Origin of the sequence: Streptomyces longwoodensis (genome assembly GCF_001514125.1) — a bacterium.
GTDB lineage: Bacteria > Actinomycetota > Actinomycetes > Streptomycetales > Streptomycetaceae > Streptomyces > Streptomyces longwoodensis.
The window spans coordinates 159,805-175,717 of sequence record NZ_KQ948553.1; the positions used below are offsets into that span (position 1 = coordinate 159,805).

Sequence of the window (15,913 nt, forward strand, 5' to 3'; positions counted from 1 at the left end):
CTACCGCCTCGTGGCCTTGTTCTTGTCGCGGTGGCGGCGCCGGGGCCTGGCCCGGCCGCGCTTGACCGGCAGGCGGGGCGGCGGGACGTCCTGCGACGCTTCCGCCGCGCGGGCGGCGGCCCGGGCCTCCGCCTCCAGCGCGAGGGCCTCGGGGGTGAGCGCAGCGAGGATCTGCGTGTGCCCCTCGTCGGCGGCCCGCTCGACCGCGACCAGGGCCCGCAGCTCAGCGGACTTCGGCAGCAGCTTCGCCGCGCGCCGGATCGCCGTCTTGAGCAGCATGTCCGGGAACCGCGTGTGCCACAGGCTGTTCTTCTGCCCGTTGGCCTCGGCCCGCTGGTACGCCTTGCTGAACTCGTCGCGGATCGCTTCGGCTTCCTCGACCGTGACGATCGCGACGTCCGACCGGGCGCCGCCGTCGAGCCACGCGAAGGTGTACGCGAACAGCGGCGTGCGGTCCTTCGGCGAGCCCAGCTTCGGCCGGTGCGTGAAGTCCTGGCCGACCGGCGCGGTGGGCACGTAGTCCCACTCGTCGCCGTCGTACACGACCTTCGCGACGATCGACTTGACCATGCCCGACCGCCACATCAGCTCGATGTAGCCGTGGTACGTGGCCAGGAAAGTGGCGATCCCGTCGTCCGCCGTGATGACGGCCTCTTCACCGTCGGGCAGCAACCCAAATCGGGCGGCCGTGATGACGGCCTGTCGGACGCTCGCCGGCGTGCACTTCCGCAGGCCCGGCAGGACCGGCCGCAGGACCGCCAGGAACCGGTCGACGCTCACGTGCGCGGGCAGCGCGGCCGCGATGTCCGCGCGGAACTGCTCGGCGTCGTGGTCGCGGCCCGCCGGGGTGTCCTCGTCGGCCTGCCCGGGCGGGATGCCGTCGCTGCTGGCGGCGGCCGCGCGCTGCTGCACGCGCTCCTTCAACGTGGTCAGGCTCATCGCAGCCCCGCCTTCGGGACGCGCAGCACCCGGCCGCGGCACGCCTCGTACACCTTGGGGTACTTCTCCTTGAGCAGCGCCACGTCGACCTGCTCGACGGTCTTGCGGCACTCGGCCGCGACCTTCGGGTACTCCTTCTGGAGCTTCTTCGCGGACACGTTGCCGTCCGGCGCGTACGACCACGCCTTCTTGCCGTCGACCTGCGCGACGGCGGCCTTGCCGCCGCAGATCAGCCGCATCTCGTTCTCGACCGCGGTCTTCTGCCCGTCCAGCTCCTCGATCTGCTCGATGAGCCGCTTGCGCCGCGCGAGGAGCTTCTCCGCCTTGACGCGGGACACCTCGATCACGTCGCCGGGCTTGACCTTCCACAGCTGGCCGAGGAGTTCCGTCGTCGCCTCCAGCCCGTCCGCCTGCGGCGGGCGGCCCTCGATGACGTGCCGCTGGAACCACGTCCCGCACACGTCGATGAGGGTCTGGATCAGCTCCTCGTCCCGTTCGATGCGGTGGAAGCGCAGCGTGTTTCCGCCGACGAGGGCGACGGCCCAGCCGTACGGCCAGCCGCCGACCGCCATGTTCCAGTGCACCTGGAGGGCGGGCGCGTCGGGCACCCCGTCCTTCCAGTCGTCGAGCTGGTAGGCGGAGCGGTTTTTCAACTCGACCGGGGCGACGACGGTGCCGGTGTCCGGGTCGAGCGCGTACCTGTCCACGTTCGACCGCATCCATGGCCGGTCGACGTGCGCCAGCGTTCCCGGCGTTGGCACGGCCGGGATGCCGGTCTTCTTGGTGAAGAGGTGGGAGATGAAGTCCTCGATCTCCAGGCCGATCTCGGCATACTCCGCGACCTGGTCGTCGAGCGGGACGGGCCGGCCGTGCTTCTCCTCGAAGACATGGCGCGGGCCCGCGTACTTGTTGAGGCCGAGGATCTTCGCGACGTCGGAACCGCCGATGCCGGTCCGCCGGACCTTCTCCCAGCGGCGCCGGAAGTCGGGGTCGTCGAGGTCACCGGCGGGCAGCAGCAGCCGCGCGGTCGGTGCCCCGTACGCGAGATCACCGCAAGGTGCCTCGGGTGGAGTCCACGTGTGGGTAGCCTGTTCAGGCAACGTTCCTTCTCTCGGGTCGTTGTGTGCGGACTCGGGGGCGCGGGCTGTCGCGTAGCTCGCGGCCCCGATCGCCGTCAGCCGACGGCACTTCTCCGCCTGGTGGCGGAAGGCTTGATCGCTGCGAGGGCCGCGACGGGCGCCTGCTGCGTGACCGGCTCGCGGCCGGGCAGGACGTCGTCGGGCAGCTCGGGCAGGACGCTGAACAACCCCTGAATGAGCCTCAGCTCGCAGTCGCAGAAGGCGACCGAGCGGCCCAGCTTCTGGTGCGGGAGCGTGGCGAGGTTGTCCTCCAGGAACCGCACCCGGCACTTGAGCTTCTCCGCAGCCTGTTCCAGGTCCCAGTTCCGGACCTCGGTGCATACGCAGTAGTCGCGCCGGGTGAACCTCATGACGCCTGCCGCTCCTTGATGACCGGCTGCGCCTCGGGTACCGGCGGCTCGTCGTCGAGCTGGGTGACGCCGGCCGACGGCTGGAGGTCGGCGACCGAGCAGCCCAACACGCGGGCCATCGAGCGGAGCCGCTCCGGGGTCGCGTTGCGGCGGCCCGCCTCGATGTCGCACAGCAGGGACACCGAGATCCCGACCGCCTCGGCCAGCGCCTTCTGCGTGAGGCCTGCGTTCTCGCGGGCGTCCGTGACGGCCTTCGGAGAGTGGTGAAAGGGAGCGCCGTTGCGGCGCCTGAGTCGGGGTGGGTGTTTGATCATGCGAACACCCTATGCGAAGGTTCGCGAAGTGTTGCGAAGTTACTCGCAATTGTGGCGCCGATCACACGCCGACACATAGTGCGCGCTACGTATGCGGACCGTGTAGCGAATTACTGCGTAGTTATGCGAACCTCTTGAGCATGGACGCGAACCCCCCCAATCCCCCGCCGGAGGCGGTGCTGCTCCAGCAGGCCGCCAGGCGGGCCCGGCTGTCGGCCCGCCAGGCAGCCAAGCGCGCGAGTATGTCCGACGCCCGCTGGCGGCACATCGTCAACGGCTACGAATCTGTCGGCCGGGGCATGAAGATCCCGGTCACCGCCCCGGCCGAGACCCTCGCCCGCATGGCCCAGGCTGTCGGCGTGACTTCGCAGCAGCTGGACGAAGCTGGGCGCCCAGACGCAGCCGAAATCCTCAACGAGCTGGCCCCGCCACCGCCCTCAAGCGACTCAGCAACGCACGCGGATGCGGGCGCCGGCGGCCCATACGGGAACGACCCCCATTTGGACGCGATCACCGCACTGCTGGCATCACTGCCGCCCGAGGCTCAGGACGAGGTGCTGCGCCGCCTCGGCCGAACGCACCCGTCTGCACACCCTGAGCACGCAGAACCCGCGCCCGAGCAACGCCGCACCGGGTAAAACGTCACACTTCGATCACGAACGCACACGCGCGGCTTGAAAGTTGCATGTGCGTTACATAACCCCTCCATGGCATATGCAGGGGGTTTATGTGACTGACGTGATACTCGCAGGAGTACTCGGGGCGGTTGTCCTCGCAGTGATCTTGCTCTACAGGGAACACCGCTCGAACGCGGAGCTGATCAACCAGCTCCGCGCCGAGATCACCGCATCGAAGATCGCAGCACTTCAGGCCGGACTGCAGACGCCCATCCAGCCGCCCACCGAAAAACCCGAGCCCGTCCGTCGGAAACGACACTTGGCGCTCTACATCGGCGGGGGCGTCGCCGCCATCCTCAGCTCAATCGGCACGTGGGTACGCGACTTATGGACGCACCACCGCCGCGCCCTGATCACAGGTACCGCGATCGCCGTCGCCACGACCTCCTCCGCCCTCGTGTACACGATGACGTCCGACAGCCCTGAGCCGGCCGACGCCCGTCCGCCCGCCGTCACCCGGCCGTCATCAACCGCCGCATCGCCAGCGCCCACCGCGTCCGGCCAGGACCGCCCGAGCCGTGGCAAGAGCAGCACTTCGACGCCTGCCAGCGCCAGGTCGGTAGCACCGACGGCGTCGATCCTGAGCGGCGACACGACCACTTTCAGGGAGTCCTCTGTCCCTCTCGGCAAGCCCAGCTCCGCCGCTAGGCCCTCGGCCAGCTCAGCTGGGGCCACGGCAGCACCTACCGGCAGCGAACAGCCGCTCCCGGAGAAGCCCAGCCCGTCGCCCTCCGCGCCATCCAACCCGCCCTCTCAGTCCGGCGGCGGAGGACATCCACCCGCCAGCGGCGAGTGCCTACTCCGCATCGAACTGCCGATTCTCCACCTTTGCGTCTGAACCGGCTCGCCCGGTCGTGGCTGGAATTGACCTCACGCTCTCCGCAACAGGCAGCTTGCCCGTCACGCCGGGCCCTCGGAGCGCCCTATTCGCCCCAAAGGCCTCACCTGAAGCTCTGAGTTTCGGCCATGGCGCCGCCACGAATGAGCCTGTTGATCCATAAATATGAGTTGCACGCCTCCGGATTGCATCGTTGAAAATGGTTCGATCCGAAACTAAGGGGGCTAACGTGATTCAGCATGTCTTGTCGGGGATAGTGGGAGCTCTGATACTCGCCGAAATCCTTTTGTACCTGGGCTGGCGAAGGCACAGGCAGCTGATCATCCAGCTCCAGGCCGAGATGGCAGCGCAACGGCTCATAGGACTCGGCTCAGCTGACGCGGCTAATACCGCCGCTCAGCCGCAACGCGAGCAACCCCCCGGGCGGCGGCTCAGACTGCACGACTCGGGGGCTCGCGCCACGTCACCGGCCGCCAGCACACCGCGGCTCCCGCCTCCCGCGCAGGCGCCGCCCCCGGCATCCGGTCAAGACCACGCCGGTACCGATCACGCCGACGGCGGCTGCACGCCGATCAGGCGGGGATCCCTCACCCTGCTGGAGTAGCCAACTAGGCTTTTCCGCTGGCGGGTTACTTGCCACCCCCCACGCTCAACTACATCGCGGACTGGCGCGGCAGTGTCGCCCGGTCCGGATGCAGCGAGCAGATCCGCAGCGCATTCGCGCGCGCCGAGGCATAGGCCGCGCGCACGGCCTCCGCATCCGGGCCCCACGCCCGCGCCTCCGTCTCAGCCGCGGGCCCTCGCAGCCACTGCGCCGACGAGTGCGCTGGCTCCTGTGTGTACGACTCCTCGAAGTCCCACGCCCAGCCGCCGCGCACCTCGTGGACGCCCGGGTCGGTCACGGTCTCCGACCCGTCCGCCGCGTACAGTGCCGGACCGGCCTGCCAGATGTACGCGCGGGCCGGCAGCTCGCTGCGCACCCGCCGCAGCCCGTTGTCGGCGCCCGTCTGCCCGCCGGTCGTGCGTATCCACCAGTCCGTCGTCATCCGCTCGACGTGCACCGCGCCTCCGCGCTCCCTCGCCCAGCGCTCCGCCAGCTCCTCCGCGTGCCCCGCGTCCCAGAAGCCGAGCATGTTCCCACCGACATGCGCCACGTATAGCGTGCGGCCCGGGTCGCGCACCGGCACGTGCTCCAGGACCTCGTCCCGCACTCCGCCACCGCCGCCGAGGCCGAGCGCTTGGTCGATCGTGAGGAGCGCCTCCTCGTGCGCGCCTCGCAGCAGGTGCCCGTACGTGTCACTCGTCGTCTTGATCGACTCATGGCCCAAGCGCCGCTGCACGAGGGTCAGCGGGTGCCCGGCCGAGATCAGCGCGGCCGCGTGGCTGTGCCGCAAGTCATGGAACGTCGGCTGCTTCCACTCGGGCAGCAGTCCCTCCGTCTTCGCTTTCTCCACGGCCCGTATCCACTTCTCGTAGAACGTCGAGTAGACCAGCCGCCCGCCGGTCGGCCCCTGAAAGAGCAGGTCATCGTCAGCCATCGACGTGAGGCCCAGGTCGAACAGCTCATTCCACACGCTCTCGCTGATCTCAACCGTGCGCCGGCCCGCCCTCGTCTTCGGCGGCCCCAGGTAGAAGCCCTCGCCCTTCTTGCCCTTCTTCCAGGCGCGGGCAACGCGCAGCTCGTACTGGCCGGGCTTGCCGCAGCGAGCGTGCCTGCGGGCCAGCGCGGTGACCTCGCCCCAGCGCATCCCCGTCGCATAGGTCAGCCGCACGAAGATCCGGTCCTGCGGCTGGGTCAGCTTCGACACGATCCCGGCAACCTCGTCGGGTTCCAGGAACTCGATGTCCTCACCGTCGTCGTCGTCGATCCCGTCATCGTCGGTGCGGGGCAGAGCCGTCAGTTCACACGGGTTGCGCTGGCGCAGCGGGGGCTCCGCCTGCACCGCGTCCCGGAGGATCGACGACAGCAGGCCGTGCAGGTTCTTCAACGTCTTCGGCGACATCGGCTTGTGCTTCGAGCCGCGCCACACCTTCGTGCCCGCCATCTGGAGCACCCATGCCGACACGGTCGCCTTGGAGAAGTGCTCGGGCGAGCGGACGTCGCAGTGGCCGAACGTCGGCAGGATGTACGTCTCCAACTCTCGAAGACAGTCGGCCTTGTACTTGTCGCTGGCCCCAGTGCGCAGCTCGATGGACTGCCGCGCGTAGTTGTCGAACCGGTAGCGCAACTCTTCCTCGCCGACGGCCGCCTCGTCGACGTAGCCCTTGCCCTTGATCCACCCGGCCGGCCAGTGCTGTCCAGCCTCGTCGACGGCCTGCTTGAAGACCTCAGCGGACACTGGGTCGTCGAACCGTTCGGTCTGCCAGGCTCCCTTGGCGGCGCCGCCGAGGCGCCACTTCACCTGGTAGCTGGTGACCTCACCGGCCTTGTTTCTGCGCTCAACAACGCTCGCCATGGGCGCAGGCTACCTTCGATGTTCCCAAGGTGTTCCCACGCCAACATGACGAGCGATCAATTTTCGACTGTTTCCGCAGCTCAAAGCATGTGTGCGCGGAGGTGCCCAGAGCCGGACTTGAACCGGCACGCCCGCGAAGGGGCAGCGAGGTTTAAGCTCGCCGTGTCTGCATTCCACCATCTGGGCAAGTCAAGGGCTCCGCGTCGAGGCCGAGACTATCGGGACCGGTCCCGCGAACAGGGGCCGGACGGCTCGATGTTGTCTTATTTTATTGAGGTCTGAGGGAGCATCAGCACCGGGATCGCGCCATCCACACGTGCCAGAAGGCCTCCTGGCAGCGGTCAGCGGCACATGCTGAATGACGGGATTTCACCGCTTGAACCAAGGTGCCTCACCGGTTCTTCGCAGACCGGCCCGTACGGCGGTGTGATCGCCTCCGGGGCGGGGGTCATCCCCAGGTATGACACACGGCCCGCCCGTCCGACCGGAGTCTGCCCCCGATACCGGAACAGCGACTGACTCCACGGCGGCATCCGGCCGTGAGGATGGTGAGCGTCCCCCCGCCACCGTCCCGCGATCGGAGCGCCACCCGTGACCACCAGCCCCCTCGCCTCTCCCCGGACCACCGCCGTGGCCGCCCGTGCCACGGAGCTGTCGAAGATCTACGGACAGGGCGAGACCCAGGTGGTCGCCCTGGACCGGGTCTCCGTCGACTTCCGCCAGGCCGAGTTCACCGCGATCATGGGGCCCTCCGGCTCCGGCAAGTCCACGCTGATGCACTGCGTGGCCGGACTCGACACGTTCTCCTCCGGTTCCGTGCGCATCGGCGACACGGAGCTGGGCTCGCTGAAGGACAAGCAGCTCACGCGGCTGCGCCGGGACAAGATCGGCTTCATCTTCCAGGCGTTCAACCTGCTGCCGACGCTCACCGCGCTGGAGAACATCACGCTCCCCATGGACATCGCCGGCCGCAAGCCGGACCGGCAGTGGCTGGACACCGTCATCGAGATGGTCGGCCTGTCCGGGCGGCTCGGCCACCGCCCCGCCCAGCTCTCCGGCGGCCAGCAGCAGCGCGTCGCCGTCGCCCGCGCGCTCGCCTCCCGGCCCGAGATCATCTTCGGCGACGAGCCCACCGGCAACCTCGACTCCCGCTCCGGCGCCGAGGTGCTGGGCTTCCTGCGCAACTCCGTGCGGGAGCTGGGCCAGACGGTCGTCATGGTGACCCACGACCCGGTCGCCGCGGCCTACGCGGACCGGGTCGTCTTCCTCGCGGACGGGCGGATCGTCGACGAGATGAACGCGCCCACGGCCGACTCCGTGCTCGACCGCATGAAGCGCTTCGACACCAAGGGCCGCACGAGCTGACCCCCTCCGGCCACCGGAGCCGCCCCCGGCCGTCGCTCCCGGCCCCGTCACCCACCCTGGACTGAGACAACCCATGTTCCGTACCGCCTTGCGCAACGTGCTCGCGCACAAGGCCCGGCTCCTCATGACCGTGCTCGCCGTGATGCTCGGCGTCGCGTTCGTGTCGGGGACCCTGGTCTTCACCAACACCATCTCCGACGCCTACCAGAAGAGCTCGGCCAAGGGCTTCGACCAGGTCGACGTCGCCGTACGCCCCCAGGGCGGCAAGGACACCGGCGACACCGTCGGCCGGACGCCCGAGCTGACCGAGGCCCAGCTGCGCACGAGCGCCCGGGTGCCGGGGGCCGCTTCCGCGATCGGCGTGGTCGACGGCTTCACCGCGCTCGCCGACAAGGACGGCAAGCTCATCGGCGGCGGCTTCCAGTCGCAGGGCGGGAACTACTGGGGCACCGACGACCCGCGCTACCCGCTGAAGGAGGGCCGGGCCCCGCACGGCGCGCAGGAGGTCGCCATCGACTCCGAGACCGCGCGGCGCGCGGGCTACGAGGTCGGCGACACCGTGCGGATGTCCGTCGACGGCCCCGTGCTGGCGCCGCGGATCACCGGCGTGTTCACCACCGACGATGGCAACGTCGCCGCCGGCGGCAGCCTCGCCCTGTTCGACACACCGACCGCGCAGAAGCTGTTCGGCAAGGCGGGCACCTACGACGAGATCGACGTCAAGGCCGCGCCCGGCACCAGCCAGACCGCGCTGAAGGCGGCCCTGGACCGGGCGCTCCCCCGCGCCACCACCGAGACCACCACCGGCGAGCGACTGGCCGACGACCAGGCCGAACTGATCTCCTCGCAGATGAGCGGGCTGAAGCAGGGCCTGCTGGTGTTCGCCGGCATCGCCCTGTTCGTCGGGACGTTCATCATCGCCAACACCTTCACCATGCTGGTGGCCCAGCGCACCAAGGAGCTGGCGCTGCTGCGCGCGGTCGGCGCCTCGCGCCGCCAGGTGACCCGGTCGGTGCTGATCGAGGCCTTCGTGGTCGGCACGGTGGCCGGGGTGAGCGGCCTGGTGGCCGGCGTCGGCATCGGCATCGGCCTGCGCTCGCTGATGGGCGGCCTCGGCGCGACCGTCCCGGACGGGCCGCTGGTGGTCTCGCCCGGCACGGTCGCCACCGCCCTGGTCGTCGGCGTGGTCGTCACCATGCTCGCGGCCTGGCTGCCCGGCCGGCGCGCCGCGAAGATCCCGCCGGTCGCGGCGATGAGCAGCGTGCACGCCAAGGCGACCACCAAGTCGCTGGTGCTGCGCAACACCCTGGGCGCCCTGTTCTCCGCGGCCGGCGTCACGGTCGTCCTGTACGCCACCACCCTGTCCGGCTCCGACGGGCAGGCCCCGATGGGCCTCGGCGCGGTGCTGCTGATCATCGGCGTGTTCATCCTGACGCCGCTGCTGTCCCGTCCGCTGATCGCGGCCGCGGCGCCCCTGCTGCGCGCCTTCGGGGTCTCGGGCCGGCTGGCCCGGCAGAACTCGGTGCGCAACCCGCGCCGCACGGCGGCCACCGCGTCCGCGCTGATGATCGGCCTGACCCTGATCACCGGGATGACGGTGATGGCGGGCAGCCTGCAGAAGTCGATCGACAAGATGGCCTCGGCCGCGATCCGCGCCGACTACGTCGTGTCGATGGCCAACGGCAACGAGCTGTCGCCCGGTGTCGAGCGGACGCTGAAGGGCACCGACGGCGTGACCACCACCAGCCCGCTGCGCAACGCGCCCTCCCGCATCGACGGGCGCACCGAGTACCTGACCGGCGTGAACGGCTCCGCCATCGGCGAGCTGACCGACCTGAAGGTCGACGACGGCTCCTTCACGGTGGGCGGGGACCGGGTCGTCGTCGACCAGGACACCGCCGAGTCCCACGGCTGGAAGGCCGGTTCGGCGTTCACCGTGCACTACGAGGACGGCAAGGCGCAGCGGCTGACGGTCGCCGGGGTCTACGAGGGCAACGAGCTGATCCACGGCATCATGCTGGACACCGCCGCGCTCACCCCGCACCAGAGCGACCCGGCCGACATGCAGGTCATGGTGAAGACGTCCGGCGGCGCCTCCGGGGCGACGAAGGACCGGCTGGAGAAGGCCCTCGGCTCCAACCCGGCCGTCCGGGTGCAGAGCAAGGAGGACCTGTCCGAGGAGATCGCCCAGATGTTCACGCTGATGCTGAACATGCTCTACGGCCTGCTCGCGATGGCGGTGATCGTGGCGGTGCTGGGCGTCATCAACACCCTCGCGATGTCGGTGTTCGAGCGCTCCCAGGAGATCGGCATGCTGCGCGCCATCGGGCTGGAGCGCCGCTCGGTGAAGCGGATGGTGCGTCTGGAGTCCCTGGTGATCTCCCTGTTCGGCGGCGTGCTGGGCATCGGCCTGGGCGTGTTCTTCGGCTGGGCGGCCGGTGAGCTGCTGGGCACCAGGATGGCGACGTACGAGCTGGTACTGCCGTGGGCGCGGATGGCCGCGTTCCTGGCGCTGGCCGCCGCGGTGGGCGTCCTGGCCGCGCTGTGGCCGGCCCGCAGGGCGGCGCGGCTCAACATGCTCCAGGCGATCAAGGCGGAGTAGCCGGGGCGCCGGTCGCGTGACGCGCGAGGGGGTCCTCGTCCGACGGTCCGACGGACGGGGGCCCCTTCGCGTGCCCGCGCGGAGTCAGTTCCAGGTGCGGGCCCGCAGCGGCATCCCCGAGGCGCCGGACTGCGGGGTCTTCACGGCGAGCACCTGGTTGACGCCGATCTGGTTGCGCTCGAAGGCGAGCGCGGAGGCCGCCATGTACAGGCGCCAGACCCGGGCCCGTCCGTAGCCGGCGAGCTCCACCGCCCGCTTCCAGTCCGCCTCCAGGTTGGTCACCCAGCGGCGCAGGGTCAGCGCGTAGTGCTCGCGGATCGCCTCCACGTCCCGCACCTCGAAGCCGGCGCGTTCCAGCTGGGTGACGGTGGTGCCGACCGGCGCCAGCTCGCCGTCGGGGAAGACGTAGGCGTCGATGAACGCGTCGACCTCGTACGTCGACTCGTCCCGCTGGGGGCGGCGGGCGATCTGGTGGTTGAGGAGACGTCCACCGGGCTCGAGCAGGGCGTGGAGGTCCTGGGCGTACTCCAGGTAGCGGTCGGCGCCGACGTGTTCGGCCATGCCGATCGAGGAGATCGCGTCGAAGGGGCCGTCGGTGACGTCGCGGTAGTCCTGCACCCGGATCTCGACGCGGTCGGTCAGGCCCTCCTCGGCGACGCGCTTGCGGGCGTAGGCGGCCTGCTCCTGGGACAGGGTGATGCCGACGACGGAGACCCCGTGCTCGCGGGCCGCGTGGATCGCCATGGAGCCCCAGCCGCAGCCGACGTCCAGGAGGCGCTGACCGGAGGTCAGGCCGAGCTTGCGGCTGACCAGTTCGAGCTTGTCGTACTGGGCCTGTTCGAGGGTGGCCCCGGGTTCGGGGGCCGGCCAGTAGGCGCAGGAGTACACCATGGACGGGCCGAGGACCAGTTCGTAGAAGTCGTTGCCGACGTCGTAGTGGTGGCTGATGGCGCGCCGGTCGGTGCGGCGGGTGTGCAGGTGGCGGGTGCGGCGGACCTCCTCGGCCGGCGGCGCGGGCGGCAGGGGCGGTCCGGCGAGCCGGAACAGGCCGCGGACCGCGGAGCGCACCTGGGGGTCGCGCAGCGACCGGGCGAGCGTGGGCGCGTCCTCGCCGCGCTCCCAGATCAGTCCGGAGAGCCGGTCCAGGGCGGTGTAGAGGTCGCCCTCCACGTCCAGGTCGCCCGCCACCCAGGCGCGGGCCAGGCCCAGTTCGCCGGGCTTGAACAGCAGGCGGCGCAGGGCCCTGCGGTGGCGTACGACCAGCGCCGGGGCGTCGGGCGGACCCGCCTGAGAGCCGTCCCAGGCGTGGATGCGGAGCGGGAGCGGCGCTCCCAACAACTGTTCGAGCAGGCCCTTCAGCCGCGACGCGGCGTCAGCCATGGCGCACACCTCCGTGACGAACGATCCCGGATGTCAGTGACCACGTAAACACCAGGACGCCCGCTGCGCAGTCCCGCATTGGGGTTATGAGTGGGCAAAGAAGGTGTAGATGCCATGTTGTTGGGGCGGCCCCGCGGAGGCGGCGGGGAACGCCGAAGGGGCCGCCCGCACCACGGATGGCGGGCGGCCCCTTCGAGGGGTCCGGACGACGTCGGGTCAGGAGGCCTTGGCGGCTTCCTCGGCCTTCTCGGTCCTGTCACCGGTGCGGGCGGCCGGGGCCGACGCGACCGGGGCGGGCTTGGCGGCCTCGTAGAACTCCTCGCGCGGCGTCTCCAGGGCGCCGAGGGAGACGACCTCGCGCTTGAGGAACATGCCGAGCGTCCAGTCGGCGAAGACCCGGATCTTGCGGTTCCAGGTCGGCATGGCCAGACCGTGGTAGCCGCGGTGCATGTACCAGGCGAGACGGCCCTTGAGCTTGATCTTCATCTTGCCCATGACGATCATCGCGACGCCCTTGTGCAGGCCGAGGCCCGCGACCGCGCCCTTGTTGGCGTGGCTGTACTCCTTCTGCGGGAAGCCCCGCATGCCGGAGATCACGTTGTCGCCGAGGACCTTGGCCTGGCGCAGCGCGTGCTGGGCGTTCGGCGGGCACCAGGCGTTCTCGTTGCCCGCCTTGCGGCCGACGAGGTCCGGGACCTGGGCGTTGTCGCCGGCGGCCCAGATGTAGTCGGTGCCCTGGACCTGGAGCGTGGCCGCGCAGTCGACGTGTCCGCGGGGACCCAGCGGCAGGCCGTAGCGGGACAGGACCGGGTTGGGCTTGACGCCGGCGGTCCACACGATCGTGTTGGAGTCGACCTCGAGGCCGTTCTTCAGCACGACGTGGCCGTCGACGCAGGAGTCCATGGAGGTCGACAGGTAGATCTCGACCCCGCGGCTCTCCAGGTGGTCCTTGCCGTACTGGCCGAGCTTGGGACCCACCTCGGGGAGGATCTTGTCGGCGGCGTCGACGAGGATGAAGCGCATGTCCTCGCGGGACACGTTCTTGTAGTACTTGGCCGCGTCGCGGGCCATGTCCTCGACCTCACCGACGGTCTCGGCACCGGCGAAGCCGCCGCCGATGAAGACGAAGGTGAGCGCCTTGCGGCGGATCTCCTCGTCGGTCGTGGAGTCGGCCTTGTCGAGCTGCTCGAGGACGTGGTTGCGCAGGCCGATGGCCTCCTCGACGCCCTTCATGCCGATGCCCTGCTCGGCGAGGCCGGGGATCGGGAAGGTGCGGGAGACCGCGCCGAGCGCGACGACCAGGTAGTCGAAGGGCAGCTCGTACGCCTCGCCGACCAGCGGGGCGATCGTGGCGACCTTGCGGTCCTGGTCGATGGTGGTGACCCGGCCGGTGAGCACCTCCGCCTTCGGCAGCACGCGTCGCAGCGGGACGACGACGTGGCGCGGGGAGATGTTGCCGGCGGCGGTTTCGGGGAGGAAGGGCTGGTAGGTCATGTACGACCGGGGGTCGACGACCGTGACGGTCGCCTCGCCGTAGCGCATCTTCTTGAGGATGCGCCGAGCTGCGTACAGGCCTACGTACCCACCGCCTACTACGAGGATCCTGGGACGCTCCGTGGTGCTCATGGCATCGAGTATCCACCCGGTTGGAGGGGGCACCTCGTGCGCCCCTTCACAAGCTTGTCCAGTGCCTGTGCTACACTCCGCGGCCCCTTTCACCCGGGCCGGGGCGGGCGACGGGAACCGTTGTCCGGTACACCCCGTTGTCAATGCCGCGTGAGCTGCCTCTCTGGCGTTCCGAGCGGTCCGTGAGGGAGTGGAAACACCGCCCGGGGCACGTGATGCGAAGAGGGCCGTACACCCTCTTCTGAACATGTTCAAAGGGGAGTTCGGGCTCTGGAGGGGTGATCCGAAGGCGCTCGGGGGGTCGTCGCGACGGAATTCCTTGTGAAGAACTTCACGAACTTTCCCGACGGCATGTCGCCGGAGCCCCTCGGGACCCCTTCCGCACCCGCTCAGGCGTGGTCCGGCGCGCTCAACGGAGGCGGCTGACCAGGGGGTATCGGGGCCTCGGAAGGCCCAGCCGGCGTCCCGCGCGCGGGCCGGACGGAGGGGGCGGTCGAGAGCCGCTGGAGACCGGCTCAAGACCGGATGGGGCCGGCGGCGGGCCGCCGGCCCCGGTTGCCCCACTCCCGTCCGTGCGGCGCCTGCCTAGGTGCGCCCGTAGCCGCCGTCCTCGTCGCGGGCGCGGTCCTCGGCGAAGCCGAGTTCCTCGTCGGCCTCGTCGGCGCCGCTCTCGATGCGCTCCTTGCGCACCGTGCCGCGCACGGTCTCCTGCTCGGTCCGTTCCTCGGTGGTCAGGCGCACCCGCTCCACCGGGACGGCCTCGGTCTCCACGACCGGCCGCTCCTCGTGCAGCACCACCTCGTGCTCGGCCTCGGTGATGTCCGGGCCGGACAGGGCGGCGTCGCGGTTCTCCTCCGTGATCGGCTCACGGACGATGCGCGCCTCCTCGTGGCGCACCGGGACCGTGCGCTCCTCCTCCTCGGTGACCACGTACTTGACCAGCCGGGCGCGGCCGGCCTCACGGCGCTCGACGCCCACGTGCATCCGCTCCTCGGAGCGCGTCATGGCGTCGTCGGCCGTGCCCATGCCCGGCCGGGCGCCGACGTCGGCCCCCGCGGTGCCCGCGGTGCCCGCCATGCCGGCGGCCCCTGCCGCGCCGGCGGTGCCACCCGTCATGCCGGGCCGGTCCGCGTCCGCGGCCATGTCCGGCCCCATGCCCTCGTCATGGGTCAAGCCGCCCTCGCCGGACTCGCCGGCCCGCGCCCAGGACATGTCCCAGTCGATGCCGTAGTACTCGTAGAGCCGGTGCTCCTCGTCCTCCGACAAGTGACCGCCGCTGTCGACGTCGACGTTCGGGGCGTCCTTGACCTTGCTCTTGGAGTACGGGACTTCCACGTGGTCCTCCACCACCCGGGCATCACGCACGGGGACGAAGGACTCGTTGCTGCCGAACAAGCCGGTCTTCACCGACACCCACTCCGGCGCGCCGGTCGTGTCGTCGAGGAAGACGTGCTTGGCGTCCCCGATCTTGTGCCCCTCCTCGTCCATGACGGGGTGATCCAGGACGGATGCGATCTGCTCTCTACGGATCATGGTTCGGCCACCCTTCTCGTGGAGCCTGTACGGGCCGGGTAGACCTCTACGGAAGGGGCAAAACAGGTCAATTGTTGCGAATCACTCAGGACTGCTCGCGAACACCACTCGCTGGATCCCAGGCATGTGTACACGGCAACGCGTACACTGGCCTCATGACTGAGAACACCGTGACCGTACGGGAAGCCCGCGCGCACCTCGCCGACCACATCAACCGGGCCGAGGAAGGCGTTCCGACCGTCATCACGCGCAACGGTGCTCCCGTGGCGGCCGTGGTCCCGATCGCGGACTTCGAGGCGCTGGAGGAAGCGGCCGACGTCATGCTGGCGCGCGAAGCCGAAGCGGTCCTCGCCGAAGGCGGTCCCACCGTGACGATGGCGGAACTGCTGGCAGACCTGTTCACCGAACGGGACGGCGAGGCCGCGTGAAGTACGCCTTCCGGTTCACCGCGGCGGCGCAGCGGCAGCTCCGGGCCATCAGCCGGCCCGACGCCATGCGCATCCTGGCCGCGCTGACCGCGCTCGGTGACGACCCGTACCGCCAGGACGCCGACGTCAAGAAGCTCACCGGCCCGTCCGGACTCTACCGGCTCCGGGTCGGGAGCTACCGGGTCGCCTACCAGATCAACGACGGTGAACTCGTCGTCCTCGTCGTCAAGGTGGGCGACCGGCGGGACGTGTACCGCAACCTGTAG

Annotated in this window: 14 protein-coding genes and 1 tRNA gene; 5 read left to right on the top strand and 10 right to left on the bottom strand. The window is 70.1% G+C overall.

The window, feature by feature from the left end:
• The 4 genes from AQJ30_RS15830 to AQJ30_RS15845 form a co-directional block, all read right to left on the bottom strand.
• Window positions 1-939, bottom strand: a complete 939-nt coding sequence (locus tag AQJ30_RS15830) for a recombinase RecT (protein ID WP_067233892.1) — start codon at window positions 937-939, stop codon at window positions 1-3.
• Complete coding sequence (locus AQJ30_RS15835; RefSeq protein WP_245726950.1) at window positions 936-2,039, bottom strand: YqaJ viral recombinase family nuclease; 1,104 nt, start codon at window positions 2,037-2,039, stop codon at window positions 936-938. Before AQJ30_RS15835 ends, AQJ30_RS15830 begins: the two co-directional genes overlap by 4 nt.
• A 74-nt stretch (window positions 2,040-2,113) precedes the next feature.
• Window positions 2,114-2,428: a hypothetical protein gene (locus AQJ30_RS15840; RefSeq protein ID WP_067233894.1), complete on the bottom strand. Its 315-nt coding sequence runs from the start codon at window positions 2,426-2,428 to the stop codon at window positions 2,114-2,116.
• Complete coding sequence (locus tag AQJ30_RS15845; RefSeq protein WP_067233897.1) at window positions 2,425-2,742, bottom strand: helix-turn-helix domain-containing protein; 318 nt, start codon at window positions 2,740-2,742, stop codon at window positions 2,425-2,427. The genes AQJ30_RS15840 and AQJ30_RS15845 overlap by 4 nt, the downstream gene beginning before the upstream one ends.
• A gap of 140 nt (window positions 2,743-2,882) precedes the next feature.
• Here AQJ30_RS15845 and AQJ30_RS15850 point away from each other — a divergent pair, with 140 nt between their 5' ends.
• Window positions 2,883-3,380 carry a helix-turn-helix domain-containing protein gene (locus AQJ30_RS15850; protein ID WP_079084070.1) on the top strand — a complete coding sequence of 166 codons (498 nt, stop codon included), beginning with the start codon at window positions 2,883-2,885 and terminating at the stop codon, window positions 3,378-3,380.
• A gap of 306 nt (window positions 3,381-3,686) precedes the next feature.
• On the opposite strand, the gene AQJ30_RS15855 is transcribed toward AQJ30_RS15850, so the two are convergent.
• From AQJ30_RS15855 to AQJ30_RS15865, 3 genes are all read right to left on the bottom strand, one after another.
• Window positions 3,687-4,019: a hypothetical protein gene (locus AQJ30_RS15855; protein ID WP_159052341.1), complete on the bottom strand. Its 333-nt coding sequence runs from the start codon at window positions 4,017-4,019 to the stop codon at window positions 3,687-3,689.
• Between the two features lie 891 nt (window positions 4,020-4,910).
• Complete coding sequence (locus AQJ30_RS15860; RefSeq protein ID WP_067233903.1) at window positions 4,911-6,713, bottom strand: tyrosine-type recombinase/integrase; 1,803 nt, start codon at window positions 6,711-6,713, stop codon at window positions 4,911-4,913.
• 102 nt (window positions 6,714-6,815) lie between these two features.
• Window positions 6,816-6,899 (bottom strand) — tRNA-Leu (locus AQJ30_RS15865).
• Between the two features lie 405 nt (window positions 6,900-7,304).
• Here AQJ30_RS15865 and AQJ30_RS15870 point away from each other — a divergent pair.
• Window positions 7,305-8,078 carry an ABC transporter ATP-binding protein gene (locus tag AQJ30_RS15870; protein ID WP_067233904.1) on the top strand — a complete coding sequence of 258 codons (774 nt, stop codon included), beginning with the start codon at window positions 7,305-7,307 and terminating at the stop codon, window positions 8,076-8,078.
• Window positions 8,079-8,151: 73 nt separating this feature from the next.
• Window positions 8,152-10,680 (top strand): ABC transporter permease, encoded by a 2,529-nt coding sequence (locus AQJ30_RS15875; RefSeq protein ID WP_067233905.1) that lies wholly within the window; start codon window positions 8,152-8,154, stop codon window positions 10,678-10,680.
• 84 nt (window positions 10,681-10,764) lie between these two features.
• On the opposite strand, the gene AQJ30_RS15880 is transcribed toward AQJ30_RS15875, so the two are convergent.
• From AQJ30_RS15880 to AQJ30_RS15890, 3 genes are all read right to left on the bottom strand, one after another.
• Entirely contained in the window at window positions 10,765-12,060 is a 1,296-nt protein-coding gene (locus tag AQJ30_RS15880) for an SAM-dependent methyltransferase (protein ID WP_067233906.1), read from the bottom strand.
• Between the two features lie 216 nt (window positions 12,061-12,276).
• Window positions 12,277-13,686 (bottom strand): NAD(P)/FAD-dependent oxidoreductase, encoded by a 1,410-nt coding sequence (locus AQJ30_RS15885; protein ID WP_079084071.1) that lies wholly within the window; start codon window positions 13,684-13,686, stop codon window positions 12,277-12,279.
• A gap of 585 nt (window positions 13,687-14,271) precedes the next feature.
• Window positions 14,272-15,219, bottom strand: a complete 948-nt coding sequence (locus tag AQJ30_RS15890; RefSeq protein ID WP_067233909.1) for a PRC and DUF2382 domain-containing protein — start codon at window positions 15,217-15,219, stop codon at window positions 14,272-14,274.
• 155 nt (window positions 15,220-15,374) lie between these two features.
• Here AQJ30_RS15890 and AQJ30_RS15895 point away from each other — a divergent pair, with 155 nt between their 5' ends.
• Window positions 15,375-15,647: a type II toxin-antitoxin system Phd/YefM family antitoxin gene (locus tag AQJ30_RS15895; protein ID WP_067233910.1), complete on the top strand. Its 273-nt coding sequence runs from the start codon at window positions 15,375-15,377 to the stop codon at window positions 15,645-15,647.
• Window positions 15,644-15,913 (top strand): type II toxin-antitoxin system RelE family toxin, encoded by a 270-nt coding sequence (locus AQJ30_RS15900; RefSeq protein WP_067233914.1) that lies wholly within the window; start codon window positions 15,644-15,646, stop codon window positions 15,911-15,913. Before AQJ30_RS15895 ends, AQJ30_RS15900 begins: the two co-directional genes overlap by 4 nt.